General features: G+C 55.9%; 15 protein-coding genes. 11 read left to right on the top strand and 4 right to left on the bottom strand.

All coding sequences use genetic code 11. The annotated features are described in order from the left end of the window. Positions 1 to 3 precede the first annotated feature (3 nt). Together ppnN and queF are read right to left on the bottom strand one after the other, a co-directional pair. A complete protein-coding gene (gene ppnN, locus RAC60_RS13770; RefSeq protein WP_006120778.1) occupies positions 4 to 1,368 on the bottom strand; it encodes a nucleotide 5'-monophosphate nucleosidase PpnN in 1,365 nt (454 codons plus the stop codon). Between the two features lie 169 nt (positions 1,369 to 1,537). Beyond that, positions 1,538 to 2,383, bottom strand: coding sequence for an NADPH-dependent 7-cyano-7-deazaguanine reductase QueF (gene queF, locus RAC60_RS13765; protein WP_033739575.1), 846 nt, complete (start codon positions 2,381 to 2,383; stop codon positions 1,538 to 1,540). A gap of 61 nt (positions 2,384 to 2,444) precedes the next feature. On the opposite strand from queF, the gene syd reads away from it, so the two are divergent. From syd to RAC60_RS13745, 4 genes are all read left to right on the top strand, one after another. After that, positions 2,445 to 2,993 carry a SecY-interacting protein gene (gene syd / locus RAC60_RS13760; protein ID WP_006120776.1) on the top strand — a complete coding sequence of 183 codons (549 nt, stop codon included), beginning with the start codon at positions 2,445 to 2,447 and terminating at the stop codon, positions 2,991 to 2,993. Between the two features lie 577 nt (positions 2,994 to 3,570). After that, positions 3,571 to 3,900, top strand: coding sequence for a YqcC family protein (locus RAC60_RS13755; RefSeq protein WP_006120775.1), 330 nt, complete (start codon positions 3,571 to 3,573; stop codon positions 3,898 to 3,900). Then, positions 3,900 to 4,679, top strand: a complete 780-nt coding sequence (truC, locus tag RAC60_RS13750; protein ID WP_375093919.1) for a tRNA pseudouridine(65) synthase TruC — start codon at positions 3,900 to 3,902, stop codon at positions 4,677 to 4,679. The genes RAC60_RS13755 and truC overlap by 1 nt, the downstream gene beginning before the upstream one ends. A gap of 12 nt (positions 4,680 to 4,691) precedes the next feature. Then, on the top strand, positions 4,692 to 5,138 hold the full coding sequence (locus RAC60_RS13745) for a flavodoxin (protein WP_033739574.1): 447 nt from the start codon (positions 4,692 to 4,694) through the stop codon (positions 5,136 to 5,138). 87 nt (positions 5,139 to 5,225) lie between these two features. Here the strand turns inward: RAC60_RS13745 and garD are convergent, their stop codons facing one another. Then, positions 5,226 to 6,785 (bottom strand): galactarate dehydratase, encoded by a 1,560-nt coding sequence (garD, locus tag RAC60_RS13740; RefSeq protein WP_375093918.1) that lies wholly within the window; start codon positions 6,783 to 6,785, stop codon positions 5,226 to 5,228. Positions 6,786 to 7,295: 510 nt separating this feature from the next. Between garD and RAC60_RS13735 the strand changes: the two genes are divergently transcribed. The 6 genes from RAC60_RS13735 (at position 7,296) to RAC60_RS13710 (ending at position 14,267) form a co-directional block, all read left to right on the top strand. Further along, positions 7,296 to 8,639 carry an MFS transporter gene (locus tag RAC60_RS13735; protein WP_054633225.1) on the top strand — a complete coding sequence of 448 codons (1,344 nt, stop codon included), beginning with the start codon at positions 7,296 to 7,298 and terminating at the stop codon, positions 8,637 to 8,639. Positions 8,640 to 8,648: 9 nt separating this feature from the next. Continuing rightward, positions 8,649 to 9,995, top strand: coding sequence for an enolase C-terminal domain-like protein (locus RAC60_RS13730; RefSeq protein ID WP_375093917.1), 1,347 nt, complete (start codon positions 8,649 to 8,651; stop codon positions 9,993 to 9,995). A gap of 10 nt (positions 9,996 to 10,005) precedes the next feature. Next, positions 10,006 to 11,337 (top strand): glucarate dehydratase, encoded by a 1,332-nt coding sequence (gudD, locus tag RAC60_RS13725; RefSeq protein ID WP_375093916.1) that lies wholly within the window; start codon positions 10,006 to 10,008, stop codon positions 11,335 to 11,337. 46 nt (positions 11,338 to 11,383) lie between these two features. Then, positions 11,384 to 12,154, top strand: coding sequence for a 2-dehydro-3-deoxyglucarate aldolase (gene garL / locus RAC60_RS13720; protein WP_033739566.1), 771 nt, complete (start codon positions 11,384 to 11,386; stop codon positions 12,152 to 12,154). Between the two features lie 18 nt (positions 12,155 to 12,172). Beyond that, the gene (garR, locus tag RAC60_RS13715; protein WP_133745657.1) at positions 12,173 to 13,057 is read left to right on the top strand and encodes a 2-hydroxy-3-oxopropionate reductase; all 885 of its coding nucleotides are present in this window, start codon (positions 12,173 to 12,175) and stop codon (positions 13,055 to 13,057) included. A gap of 73 nt (positions 13,058 to 13,130) precedes the next feature. Then, entirely contained in the window at positions 13,131 to 14,267 is a 1,137-nt protein-coding gene (locus tag RAC60_RS13710; RefSeq protein ID WP_262959414.1) for a glycerate kinase, read from the top strand. Between the two features lie 52 nt (positions 14,268 to 14,319). On the opposite strand, the gene barA is transcribed toward RAC60_RS13710, so the two are convergent. Then, positions 14,320 to 17,049 (bottom strand): two-component sensor histidine kinase BarA, encoded by a 2,730-nt coding sequence (barA, locus tag RAC60_RS13705; RefSeq protein ID WP_375093915.1) that lies wholly within the window; start codon positions 17,047 to 17,049, stop codon positions 14,320 to 14,322. Between the two features lie 87 nt (positions 17,050 to 17,136). On the opposite strand from barA, the gene rlmD reads away from it, so the two are divergent. After that, positions 17,137 to 18,456, top strand: coding sequence for a 23S rRNA (uracil(1939)-C(5))-methyltransferase RlmD (rlmD, locus tag RAC60_RS13700; protein ID WP_375093914.1), 1,320 nt, complete (start codon positions 17,137 to 17,139; stop codon positions 18,454 to 18,456). Positions 18,457 to 18,474: the final 18 nt, after the last annotated feature.

The following is an 18,474-nucleotide window of genomic DNA, read 5'->3' as shown; positions in this document are numbered from 1 at the left end:
GATTTACTTGATGATTTCGTAGCACGGAATATAGGCAGTGCCGGGCAGTTTCATACGTTGCTGCGCCACAAAGCCCTGTAGCAGTTCATCCATGCGGTGCATGATGTCGGCATCGCCGTGCAGTTTGTAAGGGCCTTTTTCGCGGATTTCGCGAATGCCCATCTCTTTGACGTTTCCTGCAACAATCCCTGAGAAGGCCCGGCGCAAATCCGCCGCCAGTTTTTCTGGAGCCTGGTTTGTGTAGAGATTGAGGTTGGCCATATTTTCATGCGTTGGCATAAACGGCACCTGCAGATCCTGAGCAATACGCATTGACCAGTTAAAACTGTAGGCGTCACCGGTTTCACGGCGATGCTCTTTCACCTGCGGCATGGCTTTTCTCATCAGACGGGCAACTTCAGCAGCATCGTCAATGATGATCTGATAATGCTTACGTGCCTGCTCGCCGAGCGTGCTGACAATGAAGTCGTCCAGTACGCGGAAATAATCGGCGCTCTCTTTCGGGCCGGTCAGAATAAGCGGCAGAACCTGATGCGCGTTCTGTGGATTCATCAGAATGCCCAACAGATAGAGGAACTCCTCTGCGGTGCCCACGCCGCCCGGGAAGATGATGATGCCGTGCGCGATGCGCACAAAGGCTTCCAGGCGTTTTTCGATATCCGGCATGATGATAAGTTCGTTCACCAGCGGATTCGGTGGCTCAGCCGCGATAATAGACGGCTCAGTTAACCCGATAAAGCGGCTGTCACGATAGCGCTGCTGGGCATGGCCCACGGCGGCACCTTTCATCGGCGCTTCCATCACGCCCGGCCCACAACCGGTACAAATGTTCAGCTCACGCAGCCCCAGTTGCGTGCCCACGTTGCGACAATACTGGTATTCCACCGCGTTGATCGAGTGGCCACCCCAGCAGACAACGGTATTGGGATATTCACCCACATGCAGGGCGCGGGCATTGCGCAAAATGGAAAACACCGTGTTGGTGATGGTGGCTGAGTCGTTGTCCTCTTCGCAGGGTAAACGCCCCGAGCTGGCGAGCTGGCCATTGACAAACAGGATGTCGCGCAAGACGGCAAACAGGTTGGCCTGGAGTGAACGGATGATACGACCGTCGACGAAGGCTTCTTCCGGGGGATTGATCAGTTCCAGCTTAACGCCGCGCTCACGGCGCAGTACGTTGATGTCGAAGTTCTCAAAACGCGACAGCAGTTCATGGCTGCTGTCAGTCTGACTGCCAGAGTTGAGTACGGCGAGCGAGCAGTTACGGAAAAGTTGATACAAATCGCTGCTGGCCGTGCGCTTCAGCATATCTACTTCCAGTTGGGAGAGCAGATCCATAGAGCCAAGAGGGCTGACATGTGTAATCAAATGAACTCCTTTGCACCCGCTGGGGTGATAACTGACACTGCAAATGCAGTGACCAAAATCCCTGGTTGGCAACCCGCAGGTTACCGCCCTGTCCAGAGTAGCCTTGTCGGCAAGGTTTGCTCAAGTGGAACCGTATGCGCGTTTAACAGTCTGAGAAAGGATTCGCAAACTATTGACGAACCAGACGAGAATGGCCCGGCGTAAAGGGCACATTACTGCGCCACGGATTGATATCCAGTCCACCCCGTCGCGTGTAACGTGCGTAGACGGTCAGCTGTGATGGCTGACAAAAGCGCATCAGGTCGTTGAAAATACGCTCCACGCACTGTTCATGAAACTCATTATGCTGACGAAATGAAACGATATAGCGCAGCAGAGCTTCACGATCGATGCGCGGGCCCTGATAGCGAATCATTACCGATCCCCAGTCAGGCTGATTGGTGATCAAACAGTTGGATTTAAGCAGATGGCTGACCAGCGTTTCTTGCACCTGTTCCTGACCGGCGGCGTCGATCAGATAATCGGCATTGAAGCCGTAATCTTCAATCTCGATGTCCTGCTCATCAATGCAGGTGCCCGCAAAGTGACCGACAGGCTGACCTTCGATCTCCTGTAAGCGAAACAGCGCCACACGGACATCGCCCTCGGCACAGGCGCGCAGGTCCTGCTCCAGCGTCTGGCGTACCTCGGCCCAGTCTGTAAATCGCGTCTGGTTAAAGCTGTTAAGGTAGAGCTTAAAACTCTTTGATTCGATAAGATTACGGCTCCGGGCATCAAGCTCGACTTCGCCCACGGCCACCTGGGGCACGCCTTTGCTGTTGAGCCATGAGAGTTCATAGAGCGTCCAGATATCACTGCCCGAGAACGGCAAATTATCGGGATAAAGGCCCAAAGGCTCGCGATTCATGCTGCGCGGCACGGCCTGTAATAAGCTGTTGTCATAGCGATCGTGATACGCTGTAGGCTTGCCCAGCGTCAGGTTGCTCAGTGCCGGGTCCGGCTGGTAAGAAGACATAACGGTTACCACTAGAGTCATCAAAGTGAGTAAGTGTAACCTATCAGAAGTGAGAATTTGAATGATGCAGCAAACCGCTGAAGCGTTAACGGATTTTACCACGCGCTACTGCCAGCACTGGCAGCAGAGCCGGGGCCATGCGCCAGCCAGTCGCGATCTTTATGGTATTCCTTCCCCCTGTTTGCTGGAAAACCGTGATGAGTGTGCGCTCTGGCAACCGCAACCCTTTACACTACCGCCCTCGCTGGAGGCGGTTGAGCGGGCGCTGGAGATTGCGCTGCAACCGCAGATTACGGCCTTTTATACGCACCAGTTCGCGGGGGACATGCAGGCCATGTGGCAGGACCACAGGCTAACGCTGCTCCAGGTCTGGAGTGAAACCGACTTTGTCCGGCTGCAGGAAAACCTGATCGGGCACCTCGTCATGCAGCGGCGCCTGAAGCAGAATCCAACACTGTTTATTGCCACCACTGCGTCAGAAGAGAACATTATTTCCCTGTGCAATCTGAGCGGTGACATCATCCTTGAAACGCCCGGCCAGAAGAAACGTATTACGCTGGCATCGGATATCTGTACTTTTCTTAATAATTTACAACCGCTTAGTGATTAATTGCAGAGATGTGCCGCTTCGCGTGTGAGAGATCTCTTACATGCCGTGTGAGAGATCGCCATATTAGCGAAACGGTGAAGTGGCGGCCGAGATGTAAAAATATTGTAAATCATTAACTTATTAGCACCGCTGTTCAATCTCTTGAACAGGATCGCGTTATATCGTGTTTTAACACCTTGTGTCCTGAGGCTTTTCTTAAGAGAATAGGTCTCGCTGACAGGACGTCATGGACAGCAGGAACCGTCAGGAAGACGGTGGCCAGGAGGCAGGAACGTAATGCTGTTACGTCACAAGGAAGGCTTCAGGACGAAGCAGGACACTCAGGAATGAGTTAAGGGACACCTCCAGGATGGAGAATGAGAGCCCCTCGGACGAGGCGGTGGGCCAGGAGGCTAAGGAGTGATCAGGATGATTCGCGGAAGGACTACGCACGGGAAAAGTTGTCAAGGATGAGCAGGGAGCATTAACGTAGCAGGAGAGCTGCAAACGAACCGGGAGCACTGTTTAATACAGTGCTCCCTTTTTTTGTGCCTGCGGGTTATCCTTGCCGCCCCTTTTTATTCGTCAGAGGTGAGGCATGACGTCAGAACAGTTTATTATGCAACGGCTTGAACAGCTCGAAGCCGTCATGCGTGAGCACGATCTGTGGCAGGTGGACGCGCCAGACGAACAGGCTTTCGCAAGCCAGCAACCTTTTTTCCTCGACACGATGCAGCCGCTGGAATGGTTGCAGTGGGTCCTGATTCCACGGGTGCAGATGCTGATTCGTGCGGGCCAGGCATTGCCAAAAAATTTTGCGGTTGCCCCCTATTTTGAAATGGCGTTAACGCCGGTTCAGCCGGGGCGCACACTGTTGTTGCTGACCTTACAGCAACTGGATGCATTGCTGCAGGATGACCCGGTCTGATGCTGGAAATCATTTATCAGGATGCGTGGCTGGTCGCGGTGAATAAGCCCGCAGGCTGGCTGGTGCACCGCAGTTGGCTTGATCGCCATGAAACCCGGTTTGTGATGCAGACGGTACGCGACCAGATAGGCCAGCATGTTTTCACGGCGCATCGGCTGGATCGCCCCACATCAGGCGTGCTGCTGATGGGGCTGTCCAGTGAGGTAGGCCGCCTGCTGTCCCAGCAGTTTGAGCATCACCACATGGAAAAGACCTACCATGCCATTGTGCGCGGCTGGCTTGAAGGCAGTGACAGGCTGGATTATCCGTTGGTGGAAGAGCTGGACAAGATCGCGGACAAATTTGTCAGCGAACCCCGTGCGCCGCAGCCGGCGGTGACCGATTACGCCGCACTGGCAACGGTAGAAATGCCGGTCGCCATCAGTCGCTATCCCACGGCACGTTACAGCCTGGTTGAGCTTAAACCGCAAACCGGGCGGAAACATCAACTCCGTAGGCACATGTCCCATTTGCGTCATCCCATCATCGGCGATTCGGCCCACGGGGATTTACGCCAGAATCGTGGTGCGGCTGCGTACTTTGGGGCCAGCCGTTTGATGCTGCATGCCAGCAGCTTATCCCTTAACCATCCTGTGACGGGCGAACCGCTGCTTATTCGTGCCGGGCTCGATCCTGTCTGGCAACGGGTGATGGAGCAGTTTGGCTGGCAGGCCTGTATTCCTGATGTGCCACGGGTTGAGTTTCTCGCAGGCTCAGGTCAGGATAGCGTTCCGGAATAAAGGGGAAAAGAAATGGCAAAGATTGGGATTTTTGTAGGCACCGTCTATGGGAACGCCTTACTGGTTGCAGAAGAAGCTGAGCCGTTGTTGCAGCAGCAGGGCCATGAGGTAACGATTTTCGAAGATCCGACACTGGCCGACTGGCAACACTATGCCAGTGATGTCGCTCTGATCATCACCTCGACCACCGGTCAGGGCGATTTTCCGGATACGATTTCCGGCCTGTTTCATGCTATGCAGGATAAGCTGGGCCATCAGCCCACGCTGCGTTATGGCGTGATAGCGTTGGGCGACAGCAGTTATGAAAATTTCTGCGGCGCAGGCAAGCGTTTTGATGCATTGCTGCAGGCGCACCAGGCGAAGCGGATCGGTGACGTGTTGCTCATCGACGCCACCGAAAATCCGGAGCCAGAGTCGGTAACGTCTCCCTGGGTTGAGCAGTGGGGCAAACAGCTCTGACTGTACAGGGTGGGGGAAGACGGCACCCGCGTGGCTGACATGCGCGCCACGCGGGTGTCAGCACGGCCTGTCTGCATAAAAACGGCATCAGGTGATCGGTGCGGGATTAAAGACCGCCAGCTGATTGCGGATGCCCCAGCGGTCTGACCAGGTTTGTTTCCGGCCGCTGGCAATGTCCAGAATTAATGTAAACAACCGCCAGCCAACCTGCTCGATGGTTTCTTCGCCCGTGGCAATCGTACCGGCGTTAATATCCATTAAATCATGCCAGCGTTCAGCCAATGCGGTACGGGTCGCCATCTTAATCACCGGAATCGCCGCTAGGCCGTAAGGCGTTCCCCTGCCTGTTGTAAAAACCTGTAAGGTGATGCCTGAGGCCAGCTGCTGCGTGCCGCAGACAAAATCGCTGGCGGGCGTGGCGGCAAAAATCAGCCCTCGTCGTGTTGGCCGTTGTCCCGGTGACAGCACTTCCATAATCGGGCTTCGGCCTGATTTGGCAATCGAGCCTAATGCTTTTTCCACCACGTTGGCCAGTCCGCCTTTCTTGTTGCCGGGCGAGGGATTGGCGCTGCGGTCCGTTTTGCCTTGATCGAGATAGCGATCATACCAGGCCATTTCCTCAATCAGTCGCTGGCCCACGGTCTGGTCAACCACGCGTGGCGTCAGCAAATGAATGGCATCCCGTACCTCCGTGACTTCAGAAAACATTACGGTGGCTCCGCAGCGTACCAGCAGATCAGCGGCGAAGCCGACGGCGGGATTCGCGGTCACGCCCGAAAACGCGTCGCTGCCGCCACACTGCATGCCAACCACCAGTTCAGAGGCCGGGCAGGTTTCGCGCTGGCGTTGATTAAGGCGGCTCAGGTGGCGCTCTGCGACCTGCAAAATGTCATCCACCATGGCACCGAAGCCCACCCGGCTCTCGTCCTGCAAACGCACAATATCCGCATCGTCCAGCGAGATGGGCTGTACGTCAGGCGTGCCGGTCAGCAGGCGTTCGGGTTGTAACTTTTCGCATCCCAGACTGACCACCATGATTTCGCCGCCGAAATTGGCATTCAGGGCCAGATTATGAACGGTTCGGATCGGGATCACCGCCGCGGGGGCATTGATCGCCACGCCACAGCCATAAAGATGATTCAGCGCCACCACGCCATCAACGTTGGGATAGCGGGGCAGTAAATCACGCTCAATGATTTGCACCACATAATCCACCACGCCCGCGACGCAGTGCACGCTGGTGGTGATCCCCAGCAGGTTACGGGTGCCCACGCTGCCGTCGGCATTGCGATAGCCCTCAAAGGTATAACCGTCCAGCGGCGGTAACGCCGGCGGCACATTATTCGCTAAAGGTAAATGCGCTAAGTCCGGGGCGTCCGGCAGAGCAATTAGCGATTCGTCGAGCCAGCTCCCCTGGGCGATATCACGCATGGCCAGCCCAATCACCTCGCCATAGCGCAGTATGGGCTGCCCATCAGGAATAGCCTGCAGCGCCACCTTGTGTCCCTGGGGAATATGCTCGGTCAGAGTTAAGCCATCACGAAACGTGGTACCGGCAGGCAGTCCCTGGCTGTTAACCACAATGGCCACGTTATCGTTTTCATGAACTTTAATATAGAGCGGTTGTTCGTTTGACAGGGGGATCATCGCTCACCTTCCAGTGCGTCGCGCCTTATTTCTGTGGCGCATTCATTATAAGAAGTCAGGTGTCACAGGTTCAGTATTTGCCACCGTCAGTATAAAGAGGGGTTCTCACCTGCACATTGTGCAATTGACCTACATTCAGCCTTCAGAGACGGCCATTTTCATGTCTTTTTACCAAATCAAGTGAAGATTCTCACAAAGCCGGCGATCGTCGGGCGTAGGAGCTGGCTTTGGGTGAGAAATACCAAAATACGTGAAATGCGCCGCAGTGTTTTATGCAATAGCCCAAAAAAGCACGATTCCTTCTCCTTATTCCAGGGAGATATTCCAATGTCACCGTGAAACCCACTTCTTATACTGATTTCCGTTTCCCCGGTCAGGTTATATGTCACGCCGCGTGAGTAATTTGCCAATAAAAAAATCGCCGTGTTTAACCTACATCTCTCTGATACCCAACGCGATGTGTATGCAGTCAGAGCGAATGTCACTTTCGCTATTTTTCAGGAGTGCATCATGAGTAGTTTTCACCAGACGTCAGAGGCGGTCCAGAAACGGACAAATGCACGCTACTGGATTGTGGTCATGTTGTTTATTGTGACCTCATTCAACTACGGCGACCGGGCGACGTTATCCATCGCTGGCTCCGCGATGGCAAAGGATATTGGCCTCGATCCCGTGGGCATGGGTTACATCTTCTCGGCGTTTTCGTGGGCCTATGTTATTGGACAAATCCCCGGCGGCTGGCTGTTGGATCGCTTTGGGTCCAAACGCGTCTATTTCTGGAGCATCTTCCTCTGGTCGTTATTTACCTTGCTGCAAGGCTTCGTGGACCTGTTCAGCGGTTACACCATCGTGATGGCGCTGTTTATGTTGCGCTTTATGGTGGGGCTGGCAGAAGCACCTTCATTTCCGGGTAACAGCCGGATTGTGGCCGCCTGGTTTCCGGCTCAGGAGCGCGGCACCGCCGTGGCCATTTTCAATTCTGCCCAGTATTTTGCGACCGTGATTTTCGCACCCATCATGGGCTGGCTGACCTCCGCAGTCGGTTGGGCTCATGTCTTCTGGTTCATGGGGGGACTGGGCATCATCCTGAGCCTTATCTGGCTCAAAGTGATTCACGATCCCAGCGATCATCCTGGCGTTAATCAGGCGGAACGGGAATACATGGAGCAGGGCGGTGCGCTGATCAACATGGATCAGAAAAGCGAAAAGCAAAACGTCAGCTTCCGTGACAAGCGGTTCCAGATCAAACAGCTGCTGCAGTCACGCATGATGATCGGTATCTATATTGGCCAGTACTGCATCAACGCACTGACCTATTTCTTTATCACCTGGTTTCCGGTTTATCTGGTTCAGGCGCGCGGAATGTCGATTCTTAAAGCCGGTTTTGTTGCCTCCGTACCGGCACTGTGCGGCTTTATTGGCGGCGTGCTGGGTGGCGTGATCTCTGACTGGCTGATGCGCAAAACCGGTTCCCTGAACATCGCCCGCAAAACGCCCATTGTGCTCGGGATGCTGCTCTCGACCTCTATGGTGATATGTAACTACGTTGAAACCGACTGGGTTGTGGTGCTGTTTATGGCGACGGCCTTTTTTGGCAAAGGCATTGGTGCGTTGGGCTGGGCGGTGATGGCCGATACCGCGCCGAAGGAGATCAGCGGTCTGAGCGGCGGCCTGTTCAATATGTTTGGTAATGCGTCCGGCATTATCACGCCTGTCGCGATTGGCTACATCATTGCCTCGACCGGATCGTATAACGGTGCGCTGGTATACGTGGGTATCCACGCCTTTGTCGCGGTACTCAGTTATCTGGTGCTGGTGGATAACATCAAGCGCATTGAGCTGAAAACCCGCTAAGGAGCCTGTATGAATACGCAATCCACGCCCGTTATCACCGCTATGCAGGTTGTGCCGGTGGCCGGTTACGACAGTATGCTGCTCAACATTGGGGGGGCACACAATGCCAGTTTTACCCGCAACATTGTGATACTGACGGACAGTGCGGGTCATACCGGGCTGGGTGAGGCACCGGGAGGCGAGACCATTTATCAGACCTTGCTGGATGCCGTACCGCAGGTGACAGGTCAGCAGGTCGCCTGCCTGAACCGGCTGGTACAGCAGGTGCATCGGGGCAATCAGTCTGCGGATTTCGAGACCTTTGGCAAGGGCGCCTGGACGTTTGAACTGCGCGTAAATGCGGTTGCGGCGCTGGAGGCCGCGCTGCTGGATCTGCTGGGGCAATGTCTGGGCGTGCCGGTCGCCGAGCTGCTGGGGCCGGGTAAACAACGCGATGCGGTCACGGTGTTGGGTTACCTGTTCTATATCGGCGACCGGCGCAAAACCGATCTGCCTTACCTCACTGGTGAGAAAGCGCAGCATGACTGGTATCGGCTGCGTCATCAGGAAGCCCTGAGCAGTGAGGCCATCGTCAGGCTGGCGGAAGCGGCTCAGGATAAATACGGATTTCACGATTTTAAACTCAAGGGCGGCGTGCTGCCGGGCGAACAGGAAATCGCGACCGCGCAGGCGTTGAAAAAACGCTTTCCCGCTGCGCGTATCACCGTTGATCCTAACGGCGCATGGCGGCTGGACGAGGCGATCCGGCTGTGTAAAGGCATGCAGGATGTGCTGACCTATGCAGAAGATCCCTGTGGGGCGGAGCAGGGTTATTCCGGGCGTGAGGTGATGGCAGAGTTTCGGCGCGCGACGGGCCTGCCGGTCGCCACCAACATGATCGCCACCAACTGGCGCGAGATGCAGCATGCACTGATGCTCAACGCGATCGATATCCCGCTGGCCGATCCCCATTTCTGGACGCTGAGCGGTGCCGTGCAGGTCGCTCAGCTGTGCGATGAATGGGGACTCACCTGGGGCTGTCACTCCAATAACCACTTTGATATTTCCCTGGCCATGTTTACCCATGTCGGCGCTGCGGCACCCGGTAACCCCACCGCGATAGACACGCACTGGATCTGGCAGGAGGGCGACCAGCGCCTGACGAAAAACCCACTGCCGATTCAGCAGGGAAAAATTGCAGTGCCCACTGCACCGGGCCTGGGCATTGAACTGGACTGGGCGCAACTGCGACGGGCAAACGAACGCTACAAATCACTGCCAGCGGGCGGACGTAATGACGCGACGGCCATGCAGTACCTGGTTCCCGGCTGGACATTTGACCGTAAACGCCCGGCTTTTGGCCGGGCCTCTGCTTAAGGGATAACAGATGAACACGACACCGAAGATCACCGCCATGCAGGTCATTCCGGTCGCCGGCTATGACAGTATGTTACTGAACCTGAGCGGCGCCCATTCACCTTTCTTTACCCGTAATATCGTCATCCTTGAAGATAATGCCGGCAATACGGGCCTGGGAGAAATCCCCGGCGGCGAAAAGATACGCCAGACGCTGGAAGAGGCTGCCGCGCAGGTGGTGGGTAAAACGGTGGGTGAATATAAAAATATCCTGAATCTGGTGCGCACGTCTTATGCCGATCGGGATGCCGGTGGGCGCGGTAATCAGACGTTTGACCTGCGCACCACCATTCACGTCGTCACCGGCATCGAAGCCGCGCTGCTGGATCTGCTGGGACAGCATCTGGGCGTGAATGTCGCCTCACTGTTAGGGGACGGGCAGCAGCGCGACAGCGTCGAGATGCTGGGTTACCTGTTTTACGTCGGCGACCGCCGAAAAACCACCTTGCCTTATCAGAATCAGGACAGCGAGACCTGTGACTGGTATCGCCTGCGTCATGAGGAAGCGCTCACGCCTGAGGCCGTGGTCAGGCTGGCCGAAGCGGCCTATGAAAAATACGGCTTTAACGACTTTAAACTGAAAGGCGGTGTGCTGAACGGCCATGATGAGGCGGAAGCGATCGCTGTGCTGGCGAAGCGTTTCCCCCAGGCGCGTATCACGATCGATCCCAACGGGGCCTGGTCGCTTGAGGAGGCCATCGCGCTGGGTAAACAGCTTAAAGGTGTGCTGGCCTATGCAGAGGATCCCTGTGGCGCAGAGCAGGGCTACTCCGGACGCGAAGTTATGGCCGAATTTCGGCGCGCCACCGGCCTGCCTACCGCCACCAATATGATCGCTACAGACTGGCGTCAGATGGGACACACCTTGTCTTTACAGTCAGTCGATATCCCGCTGGCCGATCCGCACTTCTGGACGATGCAGGGATCCGTGCGCGTGGCGCAAATGTGCCATGAATTTGGCCTGACGTGGGGTTCCCATTCCAACAACCATTTCGATATTTCCCTGGCGATGTTCACGCACGTTGCGGCCGCCGCACCGGGCAACATCACCGCCATTGATACGCACTGGATCTGGCAGGAGGGCAATCAACGGCTCACAAAAGCGCCTTTCCAGATTGAAGGTGGCAGGGTGGCAGTGCCGCAGAAGCCGGGCCTGGGTATTGAGCTGGACAGGGAGCGGGTGATGCAGGCTAATGCGCTTTATCAAAAGCATGGCCTGGGTGCCCGTGATGATGCACAGGCCATGCAGTTTCTGATTCCGCAGTGGACGTTCGATCACAAGCGTCCGTGCCTGGTGCGTTAACGTTTTTGGGCTTCCTGCAGGAAACCCGTTTCACAGGAGTAAAACCATGAGTAATACAGCCTGGCGCAATGAATTTCGCCATCGCCTGCTGGCAGGTGAAACCCTGATTGGCAGTTGGTGTGCCCTGGCGAATCCCCTTTCGACCGAAGTCCTGGGGCTGGCCGGATTTGACTGGTTGGTGCTGGACGGCGAGCATGCGCCTAACGATATCACCACCTTTGTGCCTCAACTGATGGCGCTGAAAGGCAGCAATAGTGCGCCGGTTGTGCGTCCACCCTGTAACGAGCCGGTGATTATTAAACGCCTGCTGGATATTGGTTTTAACAACATTCTGGTGCCCTTCGTCGAGAACGAAGACGAGGCCAGACGTGCGGTCGCCTCGACGCGTTATCCGCCTGCGGGGATTCGCGGCGTATCCGTTTCACATCGCAGCAATATGTACGGCACCATGCCAGCGTACAACAGCACTATCAACGACAACATTACGGTGTTAGTCCAGATAGAAACGCAGCAGGCCGTGGACAACATCGATGCTATCGCGGCCGTTGAGGGCGTGGACGGGATCTTTGTCGGACCGGGCGATCTGTCCGCCGCGCTGGGTTATCTCGGCCAGCCTGCGCACCCGGCGGTATTGCCCGTCATCAAACACATCTTTGAACGGGCAAAAGCTGCCAACAAACCCAGCGGGATTCTGGCGCCGGTCGAGGCCGACGCCCGCCGCTACCTCGAGTGGGGCGCGACCTTTGTTGCTGTGGGGAGCGATCTCGGTGTTTTCCGCAGTGCCACGCAGGCGTTGTGTGACAAATTTAAAACGTAATCATCCAGGAGAGACGCAATGAAAATTGGCTTTATTGGCCTTGGGATTATGGGCAAACCTATGAGTAAAAACCTGCTGAAGGCGGGTTATTCACTGGTCGTGCGGGATCATCATGCCGAAAACGAGGCCGAGCTGGTCGCGCTGGGTGCGACAACGGCCAGCAACGCGAAAGAGATTGCCGGGCAGTGCGATGTGGTCATCACCATGGTGCCGAACTCGCCGCAGGTCAAAGAGGTTTGTCTGGGTGATAATGGCATTATCAATGGGGCAAAACCCGGTCTGATTGTCATCGATATGAGCTCAATCGCCCCACTGGCAAGCCGGGAAATCCATGATGCGCTGGCGGCAAAACAGATCCGTATGCTGGATGCGCCGGTCAGCGGCGGCGAACCCAAAGCCATCGAAGGCACGTTGTCGGTGATGGTGGGCGGCGATAAAGCGGTGTTTGACCAGTGTTACGACATCATGAAAGCCATGGCGGGCTCGGTCGTGCATACCGGCGATATCGGTGCCGGTAACGTGACCAAGCTGGCCAATCAGGTGATTGTGGCGCTGAATATTGCCGCGATGTCAGAAGCGCTGTCACTGGCGACCAAAGCCGGTGTCAATCCGGAGCTGGTCTATCAGGCTATACGTGGCGGTCTGGCAGGAAGCACCGTGCTGGATGCGAAAGCACCGATGGTGATGGACCGCAATTTTAAACCCGGCTTCCGTATCGATTTACATATTAAAGATCTGGCTAACGCACTGGATACCTCACATGACATTGGTGCTCCTCTGCCACTGACAGCGGCGGTGATGGAGATGATGCAGGCACTGCGTAACGACGGACAGGGAACCGCCGACCACAGCGCGCTGGCCTGCTATTATGAAAAGTTAGCAAACGTCGAAATTTCGCGCTAAGGGTTGCCCGGTATCTGCGGATGCCGGGCGAATGTCCTTCCCTTACCGTCAAACCATACCGCCTGGATTGCTTATGAAAATCGTCATCGCACCGGATTCATATAAAGAAAGTCTCTCTGCCCTGGATGTGGCGTCGGCAATCGAAGCGGGATTTCGCGAGATTTTCCCCGATGCGCATTATGTGAAAATACCGGTCGCTGATGGCGGTGAAGGCACGGTTGAAGCGATGGTCGCCGCAACCCAGGGAAAAAAGATCAGGTTAAAGGTGACCGGTCCACTGGGGGAACCTGTAGAGGCGTTCTATGGGGTGTCGGGCAACGACGAGACCGCCTATATCGAGATGGCCGCCGCCAGTGGCCTGGAGCTGGTCCCGGCGGCGCGGCGCGACCCATTGATTACCACTTCGTTTGGCACAGGTGAACTGATCAAAAACGCGCTGGATAAAGGGGTAAAGCACATCATTATTGGCATTGGTGGCAGCGCCACCAATGACGGCGGCGCAGGAATGATGCAGGCGCTGGGTGCACGTTTGCTGGATAAGCAAGGTGAAGAGATTGGCCCTGGCGGCGGCGCGCTGCCGCATCTGGCCCGCATTGATATTTCCCGCCTGGACAGCCGTATCCGGGCGTGCCGTTTCGAAGTGGCCTGTGATGTGACCAATACGCTGACAGGCGATGACGGTGCGTCGGCGGTCTTTGGCCCGCAAAAGGGCGCAACACCTGAACGGGTGGCACTGCTCGATAAGGCGCTGACGCACTATGCTGCGATGATTCAGCGCGATCTGGGCATGGATGTCCTGCAGGTCAGCGGTGGCGGTGCCGCAGGGGGAATGGGGGCCGCGCTGTATGCATTTTGCCAGGCGGCCCTGCGCCCCGGCATCGAAATCGTTACAGAAGCGCTGGGGCTGGCGGCGCAGTTGCAGGACGCCCAACTGGTGATTACGGGCGAAGGGCGCATAGACAGTCAGAGTATCAATGGCAAAGTGCCGATTGGCGTCGCGAAAGTTGCAAAGCGGTTTGGTCTTCCGGTGATTGGCATTGCCGGTAGCCTGACGGACGATGTCGGCGTCGTTCATCAACATGGCATTGATGCGGTATTCAGCGTGCTATACCGTATCTGTTCGCTGGATGAAGCGCTGGATGGCGCACGCAACAATGTGCGGCTTACTGCACGCAATGTGGCGGCCACCCTGAAAATCGGGGGTTTTTAAACGCTAATTTGTCGGCCCCTGGCGTTCAGGGGCCTGCTGGCTGACCGGCTTTTCACGGCATAGCGAGCACGCGGCGCGCCTGTCTGGCCACATTTTCCATCTCATCCTGCAGCTCCAGCAACTCCGGCTCCAGCGCCTCAATATCACTGGCCTGATGCAGTTCTTTTTCCAGTTTACGACAGAGTTGCTTCATCCGCGGTACACCGCTGTAACTGGCGCTGCCGTGAAGTTTATGGATAATTTCCCGCAAGGCAACCGCATCGTTTTCAGCCATGTACTGTACGATCTTAGCGTGCACTTCCGGCAAAAATTCCAGCAGCATTCGCAATAAATCCCGCGCTAAATCAGGTTTGTTGGCCGCCTGACGCAACGCCAGTTTCCAGTCCAGCGTGGGCAGGATCTGGGGAACCTCAGGCACAGCGCTGGCCGGGCTGGGCATATAACGCGTCAACACCTGACTGAGCTTATTTTCATCAATAGGCTTAGCAAGATAGTCGTTCATGCCGGCCCGGATCAGGTGCTCACGTTCACCATCGATCGCGTGCGCGGTTACAGCGACGATCGGCGTGTTGGCATGGTTTGGCAGCGTGCGGATAATTTCACTGGCGCGAATGCCATCGATGTCGGGCATCTGGATATCCATTAAAATCACGTCCAGTGCTTGCCGGTGGGCGACGTGGATGGCCTGCTCGGCGTTATTGCACAGGATGCTGTGCTCAACCTGTTCTTCCAGCAGTGCGCCGATCAGCTTGAGATTCGCAGGATTATCATCCACCGCCATGACGGTTAACGGCAGACGCGGCGAGGAAGAGGTATCGTTACTGTGGCGGGCATGCAGCTCCAGCAGCATGGGCAGTAAACGCGTTTGTGAGACAGGTTTGGCAATACAGCCGTCAATGCCACGTACTTTTAGCTCATCGGCCAGCAACATCATTGGGCTTGGCAGCGCCATGATGACCTGATCGGCGCGTTCCAGCAGCGAATTGATAAACCGGCTTTCCAGCACCTGCGACTGGCTGGCATCGACAGGCATCGCCATCAGCAACAGGGGATAACGCGGCTGACTCAGGCCTTCCAGCGTTAAGCTGTGCTCTACCTGTAACGGCGTCGCGCCTAAAATCTCGACGACTGCGCTGGCAACATCGGGATTCGCTTCCACATAGGCCATGCGGGTGTTCGATAGTGCGTCAAGGACGCGCGGCATACTCGGTGCATTCGGATTGAGATCAAGTTTCACGCGCACCCAAAAGGTGGAACCGTGATTCTGGCGGCTGACGAAGGTGATCTCCCCGTTCATTTCCCGCACCAGTTTCTGGGTGATCACCAGTCCCAGCCCCGATCCGCCGTGGCGACGGGAAATGCTGGCATCCGCCTGGCGAAAAGCCTGAAACAGCTGCGCCTGCTGTTCTTCGGAAATGCCGATCCCCGTATCACGCATCTGAATCTCCAGCTCAACCTGGGTTGCCGTAAGGGTATGTTGCTCAACCCGTAAATTGATGGTGCCTTTTTCGGTGAACTTAATCGCATTGCCCATCAGGTTAATCAGGATTTGCTGCAGGCGAAGCGCGTCACCGATCACATTGTCGGGGACGTTGTTATCGCATACCACCGTCAACTCCAGCTTCTTTTCGTGGGCCGATGGGGCCAGCAAAACCAGCGTTTCATCCAGCGTGGCGCGAAGCGGGAAAGGAATGGATTCCAGCATCAGCTTTCCGGCTTCCAGCTTCGAGAAATCCAGTACGTCATTGATAATCGACAGCAGGTTATTGGCCGAACGTTCAATCGTCAGCATATAGTCACGCTGGGTGGTGCGCAGCGGCGTTTTCAGCATCTGACGGGTAAAGCCCAGCACGCCATTCAGCGGCGTGCGCAGTTCATGGGACATGTTCGCCAGGAATTCGGATTTGATGCGGGCAGCTTCCTGGGCACGTTTTTTGGCCAGATCCAGCTCAACGTTCTGAATTTCGAGCTGCTCCAGCGTTTCCCGCAGGTCCCAGGTCGCCTGATCGATGTTGTGCTGCATCTCTTCGTGGTAGGCGGTAAGCGACATCGCCATGGCATTGATCCCATTCTTCAGGATGCTCAGCTCGCCCAGCATGTGGCCTTCCACCCGGCTGTCCAGTTGCCCACGACGAATCCGGTCAACGGTGCTGACCATATTGCGAATGGGGCCAGTAACGTCCCGCATCAGGCGATAGGCAAACAACATGGCAATACACAGGCAGAACAGCAGCATCAGGGTGGCAATAAAGACTTCCCGGTATTGCTGTAAACGCACGGACTGCAAATCCAGCTCTATCGCCACGTAGCCCAGCGGATTCCCGGCGGGCTTGGCATCCTGTCCGGGCAATTCATCCACCGCGTAACGCTCGGAGGTGATGGGTTTGCGCAGGATCAACAGGTTGCCGCTGCCCTCCAGGGAAACATCCTCGGGCAGCGCCTGGATCGCCTGCTTTGTCTTCAGGCTGAGGTTTTGGTTGGTGTTGGAGGTGACGTAGAGCTGGTTATTATCATCAAAAACAGAAATGGCCCGTACAATGCCGGAATGGCGGCGATGGAGTAAACTCACCAGTTCACGCAGCGCATCACGATTGTGCCAGGTCATGCTGTATTCTGTGGAGACCGCCAGCGGTTCAATGATATTTGCCCCCGCCTCAATCACCTGGCGCTGTAATTCATTGTAGCGATGCACCACAAAAAATGAGCTGAGCAGTAAGCCTACCATTAGCGTAGGCGCCAGGATTAAAATCATCATTCGCGCCCGCAGGCTGTATTTAGTCATAATAGTCGCCTGCTGTTTCGGCCTGAACGTCCCTGTGCACGTCGCTGAAATGGATGCACATCGAATTTAAAGAGAAAGAACTACACTATGGCGCAATTTTATTCCGCAAAACAGCGCGTGACGACCCGAAAAAGGCTGACCGTCACTATCGAAGACCTGGATCCTTTCGGTCAGGGCGTGGCCCGGCACAAAGGAAAAACCCTGTTTGTCGCGGGTGCGCTGCCCGGCGAACAGGCGGAAGTCACCCTGCTGGAGGAGAAGCGCCAGTATGCTCGCGCCAAAACAGAGCGTCTGTTGAACCACAGCCCGTCACGGGTTGAACCTCGCTGTCCGCATTTTAGCCGCTGTGGTGGCTGCCAACAGCAACATGTTGATGAGCCGCTACAGCAGCAGAGTAAAGCGCGTGCGCTGGCACGAATGCTTACTCAGGCAGCAAAGCAGCCGATCACGGTGGATGAGATCATCGCCGGTCCTGCCTGGGGCTATCGCCGCCGTGCCCGCCTTGGCCTGCAGTGGCACAGCAAAACACAGCAGCTCCATATGGGCTTTCGCCAGGAAGCCACCAACGATCTGGTCGATATCCAGCAGTGCCCCGTTTTGGCGCCCCAACTTGAGGCGCTGATTATTCCGCTGCGCAATTGTCTCACTACGCTTAATGCTGTCAACCGTTTAGGCCATGTCGAACTGGTGCTGGCTGATAACGGGCCGGTGATGTTATTGCGTCATCTGGATGCATTAACTGCTGACGATATGGCAAAACTGGAACGGTTTTCGCATCAGCATCAGTTCATGCTGTTTTTGGATGATGGCGGCGAGGCACTGCGCGCAATCAGTGAACAACGCCCGTTTTATCATTCACACCAGCTTACGCTAACCTTCAGTCCACAGGATTTTATTCAGGTTAACGATACGGTGAATCAGCAGATGGTCGCCAGGGCAATCGCGTGGCTGGATTTACAGCCTGACGATCGTGTGCTGGACCTGTTTTGCGGCATGGGAAACTTTACGCTCCCTGTAGGAAAAACGGTACAAAATGCCGTAGGTGTGGAGGGCGTTGCAGCATTAGTCCAGCAGGCGGAGTATAATGCTGAGGTCAATGATCTTAAAAACGTCAGATTTTTTCAGCACAATCTGGAAGACGATGTTTCGCGTCAGCCCTGGGCGACGCAAGGCTTTAACAAGGTGTTACTCGATCCGGCGCGGGCCGGGGCGGCGGGTGTCATGTCCCATGTCGTCAAACTATCACCACAGCGTGTGGTCTATGTGTCGTGTAATCCTGTAACACTCGCGCGTGACAGCGAAACACTGTTGTCGGCGGGCTACCAATTGGAAAGGGTCGCGATGCTGGATATGTTTCCGCATACCCGTCATCTCGAATCCATGGTGCTGTTCAGAAAAAAAACATAAGTGTCCGGCAGGGGCGCT

Source organism: Pantoea sp. BR_17 (genome assembly GCF_041955125.1).
GTDB classification, from domain to species: Bacteria; Pseudomonadota; Gammaproteobacteria; order Enterobacterales; family Enterobacteriaceae; genus Pantoea; species Pantoea stewartii.
This window is presented reverse-complemented; position numbering and strand designations above follow the sequence as displayed.